This is a genomic window from Streptomyces sp. NPDC058246, from assembly GCF_042881985.1.
Classification (GTDB): domain Bacteria; phylum Actinomycetota; class Actinomycetes; order Streptomycetales; family Streptomycetaceae; genus Streptomyces.
This window is the reverse complement of record NZ_JBHVWZ010000015.1, coordinates 1-12,672: the sequence shown is the minus strand read 5'-3', so window position 1 is coordinate 12,672 and position 12,672 is coordinate 1. Positions and strand designations below refer to the sequence as shown.

The 12,672-nt window shown below is 68.5% G+C and carries 18 protein-coding genes and 1 riboswitch; of the genes, 5 read left to right on the top strand and 13 right to left on the bottom strand.

All coding sequences use genetic code 11. The features are described 5' to 3' along the window. Positions 1–34: 34 nt before the first annotated feature. From ACFVXA_RS22180 to ACFVXA_RS22145, 8 genes are read right to left on the bottom strand one after another with little or no spacing between them, the layout of a single operon-like run. The gene (locus ACFVXA_RS22180; protein WP_390026152.1) at positions 35–451 is read right to left on the bottom strand and encodes a gas vesicle protein K; all 417 of its coding nucleotides are present in this window, start codon (positions 449–451) and stop codon (positions 35–37) included. After that, entirely contained in the window at positions 441–695 is a 255-nt protein-coding gene (locus ACFVXA_RS22175; protein ID WP_389470504.1) for a gas vesicle protein, read from the bottom strand. The genes ACFVXA_RS22180 and ACFVXA_RS22175 overlap by 11 nt, the downstream gene beginning before the upstream one ends. Then, the gene (locus ACFVXA_RS22170) at positions 692–1,600 is read right to left on the bottom strand and encodes a GvpL/GvpF family gas vesicle protein (protein ID WP_390026149.1); all 909 of its coding nucleotides are present in this window, start codon (positions 1,598–1,600) and stop codon (positions 692–694) included. Before ACFVXA_RS22170 ends, ACFVXA_RS22175 begins: the two co-directional genes overlap by 4 nt. Beyond that, on the bottom strand, positions 1,593–2,024 hold the full coding sequence (locus ACFVXA_RS22165) for a gas vesicle protein (RefSeq protein ID WP_362024046.1): 432 nt from the start codon (positions 2,022–2,024) through the stop codon (positions 1,593–1,595). Before ACFVXA_RS22165 ends, ACFVXA_RS22170 begins: the two co-directional genes overlap by 8 nt. A 15-nt stretch (positions 2,025–2,039) precedes the next feature. Beyond that, the gene (locus ACFVXA_RS22160) at positions 2,040–2,282 is read right to left on the bottom strand and encodes a gas vesicle protein GvpG (protein WP_390026146.1); all 243 of its coding nucleotides are present in this window, start codon (positions 2,280–2,282) and stop codon (positions 2,040–2,042) included. Positions 2,283–2,311: 29 nt separating this feature from the next. Continuing rightward, positions 2,312–3,025 (bottom strand): GvpL/GvpF family gas vesicle protein, encoded by a 714-nt coding sequence (locus tag ACFVXA_RS22155; protein ID WP_362024052.1) that lies wholly within the window; start codon positions 3,023–3,025, stop codon positions 2,312–2,314. Between the two features lie 3 nt (positions 3,026–3,028). Then, positions 3,029–3,532, bottom strand: a complete 504-nt coding sequence (gvpJ, locus tag ACFVXA_RS22150; protein WP_383905437.1) for a gas vesicle protein GvpJ — start codon at positions 3,530–3,532, stop codon at positions 3,029–3,031. Positions 3,533–3,561: 29 nt separating this feature from the next. Then, positions 3,562–3,912 carry a gas vesicle protein gene (locus tag ACFVXA_RS22145; protein ID WP_362024058.1) on the bottom strand — a complete coding sequence of 117 codons (351 nt, stop codon included), beginning with the start codon at positions 3,910–3,912 and terminating at the stop codon, positions 3,562–3,564. 256 nt (positions 3,913–4,168) lie between these two features. On the opposite strand from ACFVXA_RS22145, the gene ACFVXA_RS22140 reads away from it, so the two are divergent. Together ACFVXA_RS22140 and ACFVXA_RS22135 are read left to right on the top strand one after the other, a co-directional pair. Continuing rightward, the gene (locus ACFVXA_RS22140; protein ID WP_383747078.1) at positions 4,169–5,080 is read left to right on the top strand and encodes a histone protein; all 912 of its coding nucleotides are present in this window, start codon (positions 4,169–4,171) and stop codon (positions 5,078–5,080) included. Positions 5,081–5,083: 3 nt separating this feature from the next. After that, the gene (locus tag ACFVXA_RS22135; protein WP_390026143.1) at positions 5,084–6,076 is read left to right on the top strand and encodes an SRPBCC family protein; all 993 of its coding nucleotides are present in this window, start codon (positions 5,084–5,086) and stop codon (positions 6,074–6,076) included. A gap of 160 nt (positions 6,077–6,236) precedes the next feature. On the opposite strand, the gene ACFVXA_RS22130 is transcribed toward ACFVXA_RS22135, so the two are convergent. From ACFVXA_RS22130 to ctaD, 3 genes are all read right to left on the bottom strand, one after another. Next, a complete protein-coding gene (locus tag ACFVXA_RS22130) occupies positions 6,237–6,521 on the bottom strand; it encodes a CsbD family protein (protein WP_362024066.1) in 285 nt (94 codons plus the stop codon). A 99-nt stretch (positions 6,522–6,620) separates the two neighbouring features. Then, the gene (locus ACFVXA_RS22125) at positions 6,621–6,965 is read right to left on the bottom strand and encodes a hypothetical protein (RefSeq protein ID WP_384025271.1); all 345 of its coding nucleotides are present in this window, start codon (positions 6,963–6,965) and stop codon (positions 6,621–6,623) included. Between the two features lie 5 nt (positions 6,966–6,970). Beyond that, complete coding sequence (ctaD, locus tag ACFVXA_RS22120) at positions 6,971–8,656, bottom strand: cytochrome c oxidase subunit I (RefSeq protein WP_390026141.1); 1,686 nt, start codon at positions 8,654–8,656, stop codon at positions 6,971–6,973. A gap of 105 nt (positions 8,657–8,761) precedes the next feature. Between ctaD and ACFVXA_RS22115 the strand changes: the two genes are divergently transcribed. Continuing rightward, a complete protein-coding gene (locus ACFVXA_RS22115; protein WP_390026138.1) occupies positions 8,762–9,325 on the top strand; it encodes an RNA polymerase sigma factor in 564 nt (187 codons plus the stop codon). Then, complete coding sequence (locus tag ACFVXA_RS22110; protein ID WP_362024074.1) at positions 9,318–10,292, top strand: CU044_5270 family protein; 975 nt, start codon at positions 9,318–9,320, stop codon at positions 10,290–10,292. Before ACFVXA_RS22115 ends, ACFVXA_RS22110 begins: the two co-directional genes overlap by 8 nt. A 19-nt stretch (positions 10,293–10,311) precedes the next feature. Here ACFVXA_RS22110 and ACFVXA_RS22105 read toward each other — a convergent pair whose 3' ends face one another. Both ACFVXA_RS22105 and ACFVXA_RS22100 read right to left on the bottom strand, forming a co-directional pair. Further along, on the bottom strand, positions 10,312–11,196 hold the full coding sequence (locus tag ACFVXA_RS22105) for a bifunctional 5,10-methylenetetrahydrofolate dehydrogenase/5,10-methenyltetrahydrofolate cyclohydrolase (protein ID WP_383747069.1): 885 nt from the start codon (positions 11,194–11,196) through the stop codon (positions 10,312–10,314). Positions 11,197–11,220: 24 nt separating this feature from the next. Next, positions 11,221–11,307: riboswitch (ZMP/ZTP riboswitch) on the bottom strand. Positions 11,308–11,781: 474 nt separating this feature from the next. Beyond that, positions 11,782–12,147 carry a nuclear transport factor 2 family protein gene (locus tag ACFVXA_RS22100; RefSeq protein ID WP_362024080.1) on the bottom strand — a complete coding sequence of 122 codons (366 nt, stop codon included), beginning with the start codon at positions 12,145–12,147 and terminating at the stop codon, positions 11,782–11,784. A 173-nt stretch (positions 12,148–12,320) separates the two neighbouring features. On the opposite strand from ACFVXA_RS22100, the gene ACFVXA_RS22095 reads away from it, so the two are divergent. Further along, the gene (locus tag ACFVXA_RS22095; RefSeq protein WP_362024083.1) at positions 12,321–12,614 is read left to right on the top strand and encodes a hypothetical protein; all 294 of its coding nucleotides are present in this window, start codon (positions 12,321–12,323) and stop codon (positions 12,612–12,614) included. Positions 12,615–12,672: the final 58 nt, after the last annotated feature.

Sequence of the window (12,672 nt, the reverse complement as noted above, 5' to 3'; positions counted from 1 at the left end):
GGACGGGTTCAACCGGAGGGCGGGAAAAGCGCGCTCAGTCGGAGGGCGGGAGCAGCGTGCCCAGTGGTCCGAGGTCCAGGTTGAGGTCCTCCATGGTCAGTCCGTACTGAGCGCACAGGTCGTTCATGCGGTCATGGAGCAGCATGAGGGTCACTCCCAGACGTTCCTCCTGTTCGTCGGTCAGGTCTCCCTGGTCGACGCGGTGCAATGCCTGACGCTCCATCAGCTGACGCAGGAGTTCCACCAGAGTGAGGACCAGTCTGATCAAGTCCCGTTCCACGGTGTCGCGATCGGAGCTGATCCGCCGAGCCGGGGACGGCGGGGAGTCGCCGGACGGCGGCTCCAGGTCGCCCGGTGCGGCAGGCAGCAGACGGAACGCACGTGCGGCGGCCTCCGCGACCTCGTCGAGTGGCCGCGGCGGCTCGCCCCCGTCCGCACCCTCACTCGTCATGATCACCGCCTCGCAGCGGTTGCGCCCCGGCCCACGGCGAGGGATTCTGCGCGCTGACGGAAACGATCAGGGCACGCAGCGAGATGCGTACGAGATCGATGTCCGCGATGGACAGCACGACGTCACCCGTGAGCACGACTCCACCACTCAGCAGCCGGTCCAGCAGATCGATCAGAGCGACCTGCCGCTCCGGCAGGTGCTCCGGCAGGTGCTCCGGCGCGCTCGGCCGCCCAGGCGTGATCACGGGGGCACGCTCTCTGTGGAGTCTGTGGAGTCTGTGGAGTCTGTGGAGTCTGTGGCGTCGGCTGCGTCAGCCGTGTCCGTGGCGTCTGGGGCGTCAGCGGTGTCTGTCACATCTTTGGGGCCGGCGAGGGGCATGGCGAAGGAGTACGGCGCCCAGGGGCCCGTGGCCTCGACCCTGACGCCGGGCAGCCCGTCGGCCGCGTGGTTCACATCGGCCAGGAACGCTTCGCCGTGCTCCAGGGGCACCAGGTACGCGTCATTGACGACGTTCTCGCCCGCACCTCCCGCGTCGGCGAGGACGCCCTGCTGTACCCGGTGCCGGACCCGGTCGACGGCGTACGCGCGCCCCGCGGTCTCCACACGTTCGGCGGCCTGCTGCGCCGCCTGGTACACCGTGTCGCGCACGCTCTGCTGTTGCCGTCGGGTACGGAGATAGGCACGCCCCGGGGGCAGGCCCGCTGCGGGAGCGGCCGGGGACGGGGGGACGGCGGACGGCTCGATATAGATCTTGACCCCCCATTCGACCTGGTCGGCGAGTCGGCTCAGTCGCTCCGCGAACATGGACCGGCCGGTTTCCAGGACGTCCCGAGCCCTGCTGTCGTCGAGGTAGACGGTCGCCAGGCGCAGCGGAAGGACGGTGGTGCGCGCGGCCAGGGCTTCGATGACGCCGTGGTGTGCGCGGGCCACCGCCTCCAGCCAGTCCAGGTCCTCGAGATGGCGTTTGAGGGCGTCCTCCCGGAAGTCCTGTGCGGGCACAGAACTGACCGCGAGCAGCAGCCGGTCGTCGCGGGCGGCGGCGACGAAGCGGACCGGAGCGTCCGCGACGCCCTGGAGGGCGGCGGTGGACTCCCGAAGTCCTTCGGTGTCGTGTGCCACGGCGTACGCGTATGTCATCCGATCACTCATCGCGGGCACTTCCCCGGCGACGGCTGCTCGTGCCTCGGGGCCCTTCCTCGCGCTGGGGGAGCGCCTCGCCCTGCCGGAGGGCTTCGATCTCGGCCCGCAACCGGCGGTTCTCCTCGGCGAGTGAGTGCTCGTCCCGGCTCCGGGAGGACAGCGCGGGGTCGTGCTCCCACCAGTCGATGCCCATTTCCTTCGCCTTGTCGACGGACGCGACCAGCAGGCGCAGTTTGATGGTCAACAGCTCGATGTCGAGAAGGTTGATCTGGATGTCGCCCGCGATGACGATGCCCTTGTCGAGTACCCGTTCCAGAATGTCGGCGAGATTGGCGGAGGAACCCTGCCCGTAGGGCGGTGCCGCTCTGGACGGGTAGGAACCAAGCCTGTCGGCCAGGGGTTCGGTCACGGTGGCTGCCTCACGTTCCTTCATGCCGGATCAGCGGTGTCAGCCCTGCTGATGGGCCCGGATCTCCTCCAACCGGTCGAGCAGTTCGTCCTCGCGCCGGTCGAACGTGTCCTGGTCGATGTCCCCGGCGACGAGCCGCCGTTCGAGCTCCGCGAGTTCGTTGTGCACCGGTGCCGGGTCGTAGTACTCGTTCTCGGCCGCCTCCTTTACGCGGTCCACCACCCAGACGACGCCGCGCACGGGCGCCAGGGGAAGGGTGACGATCTGTGTGAACAGGCCCATGAGGGTTCGCTTCCTTCGGACGAGGTCGTTCAGACGAAGCTGTACGGGGGCAGGGGGCCGTTCAACCGGAAGGTGAAGTCGTCGCCCAGTTGGTGGGCGACACTCAACTCCGCGGTGAGGAATCGCTCCTCCTGCTCCCCGTTCACCAGAAACGACGTGCTGAGAAAATCCGAACCGGTCGGCTGGGAGGATTCGAGCTGCCGGGCGAAGGGACGCAGAGCTTCGACCACGCCGGCCGCCAGCGCCTCCTGCCGTGCCTGCACCTCCTGGGCGACCAGCTCACCGAGTCGCACCGGCGCCTCGGGGGCGGCGGTGCCGCCGCGGATGCTCTCATTGAGCTCTCGTGCCACGTCCGACTCCAGCAGAATCTGCCGCAACAGCGCGTCTTCGTCCTGCGACGCCTTGAGGTGGTACTCGACGCACCCTTCCAGTACGCGGAGCTTGTCCGTGTAGTCCTCGGCGTTCTGCTCCAGCGCGAGCCGCACGTCCTCGTCGTCGGTGGCCAGCAGGCCGAACCGCATGGGCAGCACGGTGCCGTCCGCCATGAGGCGCTGCTGCACCTCCTGGTGCGCGATGATGTCGCGGCGCTTGGGGCGCAGATCCTCCGGGGCATCGCTCACCACGGCGGACAGCGGTCCGGCCGTCACGGTCCGCAGGGCGGCCGGTGGCTCACCGACGCCGTGCAGATCATCGACGTGGAGCGGGTGCTGCTTGCCGGTGATGGAGTAGATGTATACGGCCATGGCTCATTCCTTCTCGCGCGACGAGCCCCTTTCGCGTTCACGTCGGGAGGTGCGCCGAACCGGCCGCCGTCGCCTCTCGACGGGTTCGCTTTCCCGGTCCTCGTCCTCGTCCTCTTCCTCGGCCTCGCCCTCCTCGTCGCTGTCACGGCCGGTGACACCTTTGACGGAATCGGTCACCGCTTCCACCGCGCCGGAGAGGGCCCCCTTGGACTTGCCCTTCGCTCCGCTCTCCACCGAATCTCCGACAATGTCGGTCAACTGGGTGGGTGCTTTTCTCCCGGACTCGAGGTCGAGACGGTTGCATGCCTCGGCGAAACGCAGGTAGGTGTCGACGCTGGCCACGACGATGCGAGCGTCGATCTTGAGGATTTCGATCCCCACCAGCGACACGCGGACGAACACGTCGATGACCAGTCCGCGGTCGAGAATGAGTTCCAGAACGTCATAGAGGCTGCCGGTGCCACCGCCCCGGGCGACACCACCTCCGCTTTGTGGCACCACTGTCATGGTGCCTCCCTTCACCGGCTCTGCCGTTCTCAGCTCAGCCGGTCGATCTGGCCGCGGGTATAGCGGCGGGTCCTTTCGTACCCCACCAGATCGCCTTCCTTGTCGAGCGTCACTCGGTAGGTAGCCATCACGCTGGTGGTTTCCGGGACGCGTTCCAGTTCGAGTACCTCCACATCGGCCTCCCAACCGGTCTCGGTCGGTTTCAGTGCCGAGACGGACTCGGGAGCCCGGCCGAGCAACTCCTGAAGTTGTCCGGCGGCGGAGCGTATGGCCCAGGCGGCGTTGCCCTTGCCGGAGCGGCGACGGGAGCCACCTGCGGTGTCTCCGTCGGAGCTGCGGCTCCTACCGCTGGACCGCCTCCGGGGTTCTGGTGCGGCCATGGTCTCTCCGGTGGTTCGGAGCGGGCGCCATATTCCACTTGCGAACCCTATAATTCCACCATAGAGAGATATATCTCGCCCGGGTGTGGATGACTTCGCGTGGACCTGCCCGGTGGGTTGCGCGGCGTGTCTGTGACACAGCGGGCTGTGAGACACGGCGCGGGCGATCCGCTCTCTGTCTCCAGCGCGGGTTGGGCTACGGAATGTTGGCCCCGATGCGGCGATTTCACCAGCCCTTTCCGAAGGGATCCGGCTCATGAACGACACGACCAAAGTCGGCCTCGCCGCCGCCGTCACAGCTGGCTATGTGCTCGGACGTGCGAAGAAAGGCCGTCTCGCTTTCGCCATGGCAACTTATGTCGCCGGCCGCCGCTTTGGGCTCGACCCTCAGCAGTTGATGACGACAGGACTGCGCAAACTCGGTGATGTTCCGGGGGTCGCCGAGCTGAACGAGCAGGTGCGCGGCGAACTGCTGGACGCCGGACGCAAAGCCCTGGCAGCCACCGCCGATCGGCGCCTCACCGACCTCGCCGACTCCCTCCACGAGCGCACGCTGCGCATAGGCCAGGAAAAGGACGAGGAGGAGGAAGGGGACGAGGACGAGTACGAAGAGGACGAGGAGGAGCCGGAGGAGGGCGAGGACCGCTACGAGGACGAGGAGGAAGAAGAAGAGGCGGAGGGCGAGGAGGAACCGGAGGGGGAACTGGAAGAAGAAGAGCCAGAGGAAGAGGAAGAGCCCGAGGAAGAGGAAGAGCCCGAGGAGGAGGAAGAGCCCGAGGAGGAGGAAGAAGAAGAGGAAGAGGCCGAGGAGGAACCGCCACGACGGCGCCGCCGCCCGACGGGAGCCGGCGCGAAGAAGCGCCCGGAAAAGCCCGCTCCCCGTAAGAAGGCCGCTCCTGCCAAGAAGGCCGCTCCTGCCAAGAAGGCGGCCCCCGCGAAGAAGTCCGCGGCGCACAGGCCCCCCGCCAAGAAGGCTGCCGCCAAGAAGTCGGCTCCGGCCAGGAAGACCGCGAAGAAGTCCTCACCGCCCGCCAAGAAGGCGGCGGCGAAGAGGCCGGCGGCCAAGAAGTCGACGACGAAGCGGGCGGCCGCGAAGAAGGCCCCGGCCAAGAAGGCGGCCCCGGCGAAAAAGACCGCCGCCAAGAAGACGACCGCGCGGCGGAGGTAGGTCATGGCCGAGAAAGAGCGTGACACCAATCGTGAGGAAGGGTCGGGTCTGGACCTGCTGCGGGACGAACTCGTCGACTTCCTCGGTGCGCAGGTGGGACATCTCGTCGACAAGGCGGGGGACAAGTTGGGGGATGTCACCGACGGGCTGCTCGACGTGGCCGAGAACGGGGGAACACTCGCCGGCGTCGGCGGCCGGATCCTCCAAGGCGACTCCCCGCTGAAGGCTTTCGTCGGTGAGAAGGGCAAGGGCCTCAAGGACAATGTGATGGACAAAGTCAAGAACGTCTTCGGCGGGGGAGGCGGGGGCAAGGCCGGCAGCACCAAGGTCATGAACATCATCGAGGTGCTGGACGTGGGTGTCCCGATCCGCGTGGCCTACAACTACTGGACGCAGTACGAGGAGTTCAGCGGCTTCACCAAAGGCGTACGCAGTGTGTCCAAGAACGACGAGACCGCCAGCGACTGGAAGGTGAAGGTCGGTCCCTCGACTCGCGGCTGGAAGGCCACAGTTCAGGAGCAGGTGCCGGACGAGCGCATCGTATGGAATTCCGAGGGCGCGAAAGGCACCACGCACGGCTGTGTCAGCTTCCATGAACTCACCCCCACTCTGACGCGCATCGTGCTCGTCGTCGAGTACCACCCCTCGGGCTTCTTCGAGAAGACCGGCAACCTGTGGCGAGCCCAAGGACGCCGTCTGCGGCTGGACTTCAAGAACTTCCAGCGCTATGTCACGTTCGCCGACGAGGAAGTCGAGGGCTGGCGCGGAGAGATCCGCGACGGCGAGGTGGTCAGGACCCACGAGGAAGCACTGGAAGAGGAGGAAGCGGAAGGGGAGGGCGAGGAGCAGGAGGAGTACGACGAAGAGGACGAGGAGACCCCCGACGAAGAGGAGGAAGGAGAGGAAGGAGAGGAAGGGGAGGAAGGGGAGGAAGAGGAGGAGTACGACGAGGAGGGGCCCGAGGGTGAGTACGACGAGGAGGAGGACGAGGCCTGACGCCGCCGCAATGGGGCGATGACCTCCTCGCCGCAGTGGGGCGATGACCTCTTCGCCCTCCTCCCTTGCCGGCCCCGCCTTTCGCCACAAGGCGCCGGTCACTGCTCAGGGGCTGCGCGTGCAGCGCGAGTTGACCGGCGTTACGGGCGACGGCCCCCGGTCAGTGCCCTGCCCGCCGGTGGAGCCGGTCGGTCGCCTTGTCGGTCATCTCGTGTGCTTTGGCGCGCAGTTGCTCGCGACGGCCGGACCGCTGCATGGATGAGTCACCCAGGCTCTTGCCGAGGGTCTCCTTCAGCTTGCCCTTGATCATGTGCATCTTCGCGTTGCTCTTGGTCATCACCATCGCCGCCCTCTCGAAGACGCCGGGGAACGCGGCCCGTCCAGGACCGATGTCTCTTTCTTCACCGTGCGCCCGTCCCCCGAGCGCCGCAACCGGCACGCCCATCCGCGGCGATGGTGCACGCGGGGATGCCGGCGATGGCACACGCGGGGGATGCCGGCGATGACGCACGCGGGGGTGTCACCCACGTGGTGGAAGGGGGCTCTAGGCCAGTGACACGGTCAGCAGCATGACCGTCGCCACGGCGAGGGCGGCACCGAGCAGACATCCCGCGCAGCACCGTCGTCGCAGCGCGCGATACCGTTCCTCGTACTCGGCCCGCATGTCCCTGCCGCGTCGCGCGGTGCGCTCCCAGGAACGCCGGGTGAGCGCCAGATGGCTCTCCTGGAAGCGAGCCTCCACCTCCTCCCGCTGCGTCTCCGTGAGCCAGGACAGTGATCGCGTGAATCGGACGGCTTCGGCGCGTCCCTCGGCACGAGCGGCCTCGATGAGGAGGTGACCCTCGAGCTCGTTGATCAGGGTGCCCGTATCGATCGGGCGGTCGTCCATGGCCGTCACCGCAGTTCCTTCCCGGCCGTCTCCGGCTGAGCGCCCGCGGCGGTGATGGCGGGGTGGTGCAGATCGAAGGCCGGCGACTCGGAACGGATGCGTGGCAGGGTGAGGAAGTTGTGCCGCGGAGGCGGGCAGGACGTCGCCCACTCCAGCGAACGTCCGTAGCCCCACGGGTCGTCGACCTCGATCTTCTCGCCGTATTTCGCGGTCTTCCAGATGTTGTAGAAGAACGGCAGGAAGGAGAGGCCGAGCACGAAGGAGGAAATGGTCGACACCGTGTTGAGGGCAGTGAGGTCTTCCACCGCCAGGTAGTCGGGGATCCGGCGCTGCATCCCGTTGGCACCCAGCCAGTGCTGGACGAGGAACGTGCCGTGGAAGCCCACGAACAGCGTCCAGAAGGTGATCTTTCCGAGCCGCTCGTCGAGCATTCTGCCGGTGAACTTCGGCCACCAGAAGTGGAATCCGGAGAACATCGCGAACACGACCGTACCGAAGATCACGTAGTGGAAGTGCGCCACCACGAAGTACGAGTCCGAGACGGGGAAGTCCATCGGCGGCGAGGCGAGCATCACGCCGGTCAGACCACCGAAAACGAAGGTGATCAGAAAACCGACCGCCCACAGCATCGGGGTCTCGAAGGACAGGGAACCCTGCCACATCGTGCCGATCCAGTTGAAGAACTTCACGCCCGTCGGGACGGCGATCAGGAACGTCATGAAGGAGAAGAACGGCAGCAGCACACCGCCGGTGACGTACATGTGGTGCGCCCAGACGGTGACCGAGAGCCCTGCGATCGCGATCGTGGCCCCGATGAGGCCCAGGTACCCGAACATCGGCTTGCGCGAGAACACCGGAATCACCTCACTGATGATTCCGAAGAAGGGCAGGGCGATGATGTACACCTCTGGATGGCCGAAGAACCAGAAGAGGTGTTGCCATAGCAGCGCGCCGCCATTCGCCGCGTCGAACACATGGGCACCGAACTTGCGGTCCGCCTCCAGGGCGAACAGCGCGGCCGCGAGGACCGGGAAGGCCAGCAGGACCAGCACACCGGTCAGCAGCACGTTCCACACGAAGATCGGCATGCGGAACATCGTCATGCCGGGAGCGCGCATGCAGATGATGGTGGTGATGAAGTTGATCGAGCCGAGGATCGTGCCGAAGCCGGAGAAGGCCAGACCCATGATCCACATGTCGGCGCCCACGCCCGGCGAATGCGCGGCGTCCGACAGGGGCGCATACGCGAACCATCCGAAGTCGGCGGCCCCCTGTGGCGTCAGAAACCCGCCGACGGCGATCAAAGAGCCGAAGAGATAGAGCCAGTAGGCCAGCATGTTCAGCCGTGGGAACGCCACGTCGGGTGCGCCGATCTGCAGCGGCATGATCCAGTTCGCGAAACCGGCGAACAGCGGCGTCGCGAACATCAGCAGCATGATCGTGCCGTGCATCGTGAACGCCTGGTTGAACTGCTCGTTCGACATGATCTGCAGCCCCGGCCGGGCCAGTTCGGCGCGCATCAGCAGCGCCATGACGCCGCCGACGCAGAAGAAGCCGAACGACGTGACCAGATACAGCGTGCCGATCGTCTTGTGGTCCGTGGTGGTCAGCCACCTCACCGCGGCGAGTCCGGGACGCCGCGCACGCACGGGACGGGGTGCGGGCAGCGCCGTGACAGTGTTGCTCTCCATGCCCCGCCTGTGTCCGGCGGCGCCCCCGCCGTCACACTGGAGCGGAGCGACGAGCGTCACATCGGCGGGTGTGACGATCACGGACCTGCCGGACACCTACGGATCATGAGCAACGACGAGACCTTCGCCGCTGCCTATCGCGAGCACTACTGGGCGGTCAGCCGCTATGTTGCGCGGCGACTGGACGGCCGGAGCAGTGATGTCGAGGAGGTGGTGGCGGAGGTCTTCACCGTCGCCTGGCGGCGCCGGTCCGATCTCCCGCCGGCACCCCTTCCCTGGCTGTACGGGGTGGCCCGGCGCTGTCTGGCCAATGCCGTACGCGGCTACGGGCGCCGCCGCAGGCTCGTCGACCGGCTCGGCAACGACGAGAGCGCGCACGGCACGCAGGTGGTGGCGGCCCCCGACTCCGAGGCACCGGGCGACTGGGTGCACGAGGCGTTGGCCCGGCTCTCCCCGGCCGACCAGGAAGTACTGCGGCTGACGGCGTGGGAGGAACTCGGCATCGACGAGGTCGCCGTCGCCCTCGACTGCGGGATCCGGGCCGCGGCGATGCGGCTGCACCGCGCCCGCCGCCGCCTCAGAGCCGAGATCGACCGCCTCCAGATCACCGTGGCCCCCGGCATCGAAGCGCCCCGCCGCGACACCCCGAAGGAGCACGGCCATGGCTGACGAACTCGAACTGCTGCGCCGCGCCAACCCGGTGTCACCCGGCGACCCCCGCTTCCACGACCGCCCGCTGGACCAGCACGCGGAACGCCGCCTGAGCCACCTGCTGTACGGCGAGCGCCCCCGCCGACTGCGCCGCTGGGTCTGCAGCGTCGGGACCGCGGCGGCCGTCGGCGCGGTCGTCCTCGCCCTCACGCTGTCGGGACCGACCACCACCCCCGCCGTGGCCGCCCCGCGCCCCCTGCTCATCGAGGCCGGCTCCACCGCCGTACCCCTGGACCGGCTCGCCGACCGTGCGGACGCGTCCGACAGCGCGCTTCCACCGCGCCAGGGCACCCACGTCCAGACCTGGAGCCTGAGCATGACCTCGGGACCCGGAGCCCGGCCGCCGGTCACGCTGCCCGAGGAACGCGTCGTGCGCTGGAAGGCCGACGGCAGCCACACGGAGCTCGTCGTGGCGACCGACCCGCGCCACCCGGGGAAACCGGTCATCACCGACGCCGACCCCGTCCCCCGCACGGTGGAGGACGGTCATGTCCTCAGCAGGCTGACGTACCCACCGAGTTGGAGCGATGCCCCGCCGCGGGCGCGGCCGCCGCACGACGCGCGGCGGCTGCGCGCCTACCTGGCGGAGATCGACCGGACCGGGCCGCTGGACACGCCCCACCTCCTGGACGCCGTCTCCCAGTTGCTGGACAACTGGACGCTCGGCACCCGCGAGACCGCCGCGCTCGCCCGCGTCCTCGCCGACGCGAAGGGCCTGCGCCCGGCCGGAGCCGTCACCGACCGGCTGGGCCGCCACGGGCAGGCGTACGTGTACGACGACACGGCCCGCTCCGGCCGCCGGATGCTGATCCTGGATCCGGCGACCGGCGCGGTCCTCGGCCTGGAGGACACCGTCACCAAGGCCGATCCCGAGTACGGCGTCAAGGCCGGCGACGTGATGTCGTACCGCGCGTGGATGCGCTGAGGCGGGGCAAAGTGCCGTCTCAGACGCCGAGTTGGTGCTCGGCCCCGGTCACGGTCTGCTCCAGCAGGACCGCGATCGTCATCGGGCCGACGCCACCCGGCACCGGTGTGATCAGCCCGGCCCGGGTGACGGCGGTGTCGAAGTCGACGTCGCCGACGTTCCCGGGGTTGTAGCCCGCGTCGATCACGACGGCTCCCGGCTTGATGTCCTCGCCGCGGATCAGCCGGGGGCGTCCCACGGCGGCCACCACGATGTCCGCCTCGCGCACGACCGAGGACAGATCCGTCGTCCGCGAGTGGCAGTAGGTCACCGTGGCGTCGCGCCCCAGCAGCAGCATGCCGACCGGCTTGCCGAGGATCGCGCTGCGGCCCACGACGACGGCCCGCTTGCCCGCCGGGTCCACGTCGTACGCGTCCAGGAGCCGCATGATGCCGCCGGGCGTGCAGGACACGAAGCCGGGCAGACCGAAACTCATCGCCGAGTAGGAGCTCAGCGTCACGCCGTCGACGTCCTTCTCCGGGGCGATGGCCTCGAACGCCGCGCGCTCGTCGATGTGCGAGCCGACGGGGTGCTGGAGCAGGATGCCGTGCACGGTCGGGTCGCCGGACAGCGCCTCCAGCGTGGCGACCAGTTCGGCCGTCGTGGTGTCGGCGGGCAGCGTGACGTGGCGGGACTCGATACCGGCCTTGCGGCTGCGGTGCTGCTTCATCCGGACGTAGGTGACCGAGGCGGGATCCTCGCCGACCAGCACCGTCGCGAGACACGGAGCCGCTCCGGTACGGTCCTTGAGGTCGGCCGCGCGCCGGGCGGTCTCCTCGACGACGCGGCGCGCGAGACCTGCGCCGTCCATGAGCCGGGCCTGCGTGTCGGGCTGGGGCTGGGACGTGATGCGGGACTGGGGCATGAGCTCCTCCTGAGCGTCGCTGAAAACAAACGCCCAGGCGCGCGGCAAAGACCCCTTCGTCAGGCCGCTCCCCGGTGGTACTCCACCTCAGCGCCAGTCACGGCCCGCAGACCAGCGTAGCCGGTGCGACCACCTGCGGGAGGGCCCGGCCGGGGTCGTCGTGGCGCGGCCTCAGAAAGCCGAGGCAGCTGCAGCGCGGCCCCAGAAAACCGAGGCAGCTGCAGCGCGGCCCCAGAAAACCGAGGTAGCCGCAGCGCGGCCTCAGAGAGCCGAGGCAGCTGCAGCGCGGCCTCAGAAAGCCGAGTCCCGACGGTCGTGCGGAGTCAGCCCGCCGACCGCCGTCGGGTACGGGCGCGGTTCACCGGCGCCGGATCCGAAGCGTTCGAGGAGTACGCGGAGTCGGAAGACGAGGGCGAGAACGCATCGCTCGCAGTGCTGAGCCCAGCAGAGAGGCGGAAGCTCGCAGACCCGCCGCGGAAACCGGTCGTGGCAGCCGAGTGCGCGGATGCGACCGGCCCATCGCCGCACCCGCCGAGAAGGTCCAGGTCACACGGGACCTGACCTGGACCTTCGGCCAGTTCCTTCCTACTCGTCCCATGCCTGGAGCAGCGTCTGCTCGACGATCTTGCCGTTGCGCAGCGACATCATCGAAGCTGCCAGCACCCGCACACCGTCCGGGTACTCGCAGGACTCGGTGAAGGCGACGTGGTCGCCCTGGATGATGCACTCTTCCAGTTTGTGCGTCATGTCCCGGCTGTAGACGTCGTTGAGCATGTCGCCGATCTCGCCGCGACCGTGTTTGACCATCGGGTGACTGGGCTGGGTGTTGCGGTCGACGATGCGTAGTTCCGCGTCGTCGGCGTAGAGCGACAGCAGATCTGTCGCGCTGTGTCCTTCTATGCCCCGGCGTAGCACTTCGGTGTCGAAGGCGGGGGCTGGCGCGGTGGCCATGGTGACCTCCTTGGCAGGCCGCGGCCCAGCGAGGAGTGGGCCGCGAAGGGCCTCTCCCTTCCGAGACTCCTACGGCGCGGGGCCCACGGCAAGCGGAGCGGCCCGATGCGCCTGACGGGTGAGCGGTGCGGGAGGGCCGTGTCCGCCGGGGGAGCGGAGCCGTTGCTGAAAGCATGATCTCAACACGACGTATGGTCGCCGCCGTTGGTCTCGCCATCGGTGTCACGGGCCTTGCCGCGCCGATGGCGAGCGCGGCGGCCTCCGGGCCCCAGGACGCGGGGAAGCTGAACCCGATGACCCAGCTCGACTCGCTCGCGCTGAGCGGCATCCCGGCGGAGCGTCAGGGCGAATTCCCGCTGCCCTCCCGCCAGCTCGCCGGGCTCACCCGGCTGACCGAACTGGACGAGTTGCGTCCGGTCACCGACTTGGCCGCGCCGGTCACCGGGCTGCTCTCGGGTACGGAGTAGGCGGCGCGCACACGCGCGGTACGGCGGGCCCCGGCGGAACGGCGACGTACCCCCGGGG

What these genes read in the sequence shown, in the direction of transcription:
- ACFVXA_RS22125 (WP_384025271.1), bottom strand. Translation starts at nt 6,965, where the DNA reads ATGGACGACCGCCCGATCGATACGGGCACCCTGATCAACGAGCTCGAG.
- ACFVXA_RS22155 (WP_362024052.1), bottom strand. Translation starts at nt 3,025, where the DNA reads ATGGCCGTATACATCTACTCCATCACCGGCAAGCAGCACCCGCTCCAC.
- ACFVXA_RS22160 (WP_390026146.1), bottom strand. Translation starts at nt 2,282, where the DNA reads ATGGGCCTGTTCACACAGATCGTCACCCTTCCCCTGGCGCCCGTGCGC.
- gvpJ (WP_383905437.1), bottom strand. Translation starts at nt 3,532, where the DNA reads ATGACAGTGGTGCCACAAAGCGGAGGTGGTGTCGCCCGGGGCGGTGGC.
- ACFVXA_RS22165 (WP_362024046.1), bottom strand. Translation starts at nt 2,024, where the DNA reads ATGAAGGAACGTGAGGCAGCCACCGTGACCGAACCCCTGGCCGACAGG.
- ACFVXA_RS22180 (WP_390026152.1), bottom strand. Translation starts at nt 451, where the DNA reads ATGACGAGTGAGGGTGCGGACGGGGGCGAGCCGCCGCGGCCACTCGAC.
- ACFVXA_RS22110 (WP_362024074.1), top strand. Translation starts at nt 9,318, where the DNA reads ATGGCTGACGAACTCGAACTGCTGCGCCGCGCCAACCCGGTGTCACCC.
- ACFVXA_RS22095 (WP_362024083.1), top strand. Translation starts at nt 12,321, where the DNA reads ATGATCTCAACACGACGTATGGTCGCCGCCGTTGGTCTCGCCATCGGT.
- ACFVXA_RS22170 (WP_390026149.1), bottom strand. Translation starts at nt 1,600, where the DNA reads ATGAGTGATCGGATGACATACGCGTACGCCGTGGCACACGACACCGAA.
- ACFVXA_RS22100 (WP_362024080.1), bottom strand. Translation starts at nt 12,147, where the DNA reads ATGGCCACCGCGCCAGCCCCCGCCTTCGACACCGAAGTGCTACGCCGG.
- ACFVXA_RS22130 (WP_362024066.1), bottom strand. Translation starts at nt 6,521, where the DNA reads ATGGGCGTGCCGGTTGCGGCGCTCGGGGGACGGGCGCACGGTGAAGAA.
- ctaD (WP_390026141.1), bottom strand. Translation starts at nt 8,656, where the DNA reads ATGGAGAGCAACACTGTCACGGCGCTGCCCGCACCCCGTCCCGTGCGT.
- ACFVXA_RS22145 (WP_362024058.1), bottom strand. Translation starts at nt 3,912, where the DNA reads ATGGCCGCACCAGAACCCCGGAGGCGGTCCAGCGGTAGGAGCCGCAGC.
- ACFVXA_RS22105 (WP_383747069.1), bottom strand. Translation starts at nt 11,196, where the DNA reads ATGCCCCAGTCCCGCATCACGTCCCAGCCCCAGCCCGACACGCAGGCC.
- ACFVXA_RS22140 (WP_383747078.1), top strand. Translation starts at nt 4,169, where the DNA reads ATGAACGACACGACCAAAGTCGGCCTCGCCGCCGCCGTCACAGCTGGC.
- ACFVXA_RS22135 (WP_390026143.1), top strand. Translation starts at nt 5,084, where the DNA reads ATGGCCGAGAAAGAGCGTGACACCAATCGTGAGGAAGGGTCGGGTCTG.
- ACFVXA_RS22115 (WP_390026138.1), top strand. Translation starts at nt 8,762, where the DNA reads ATGAGCAACGACGAGACCTTCGCCGCTGCCTATCGCGAGCACTACTGG.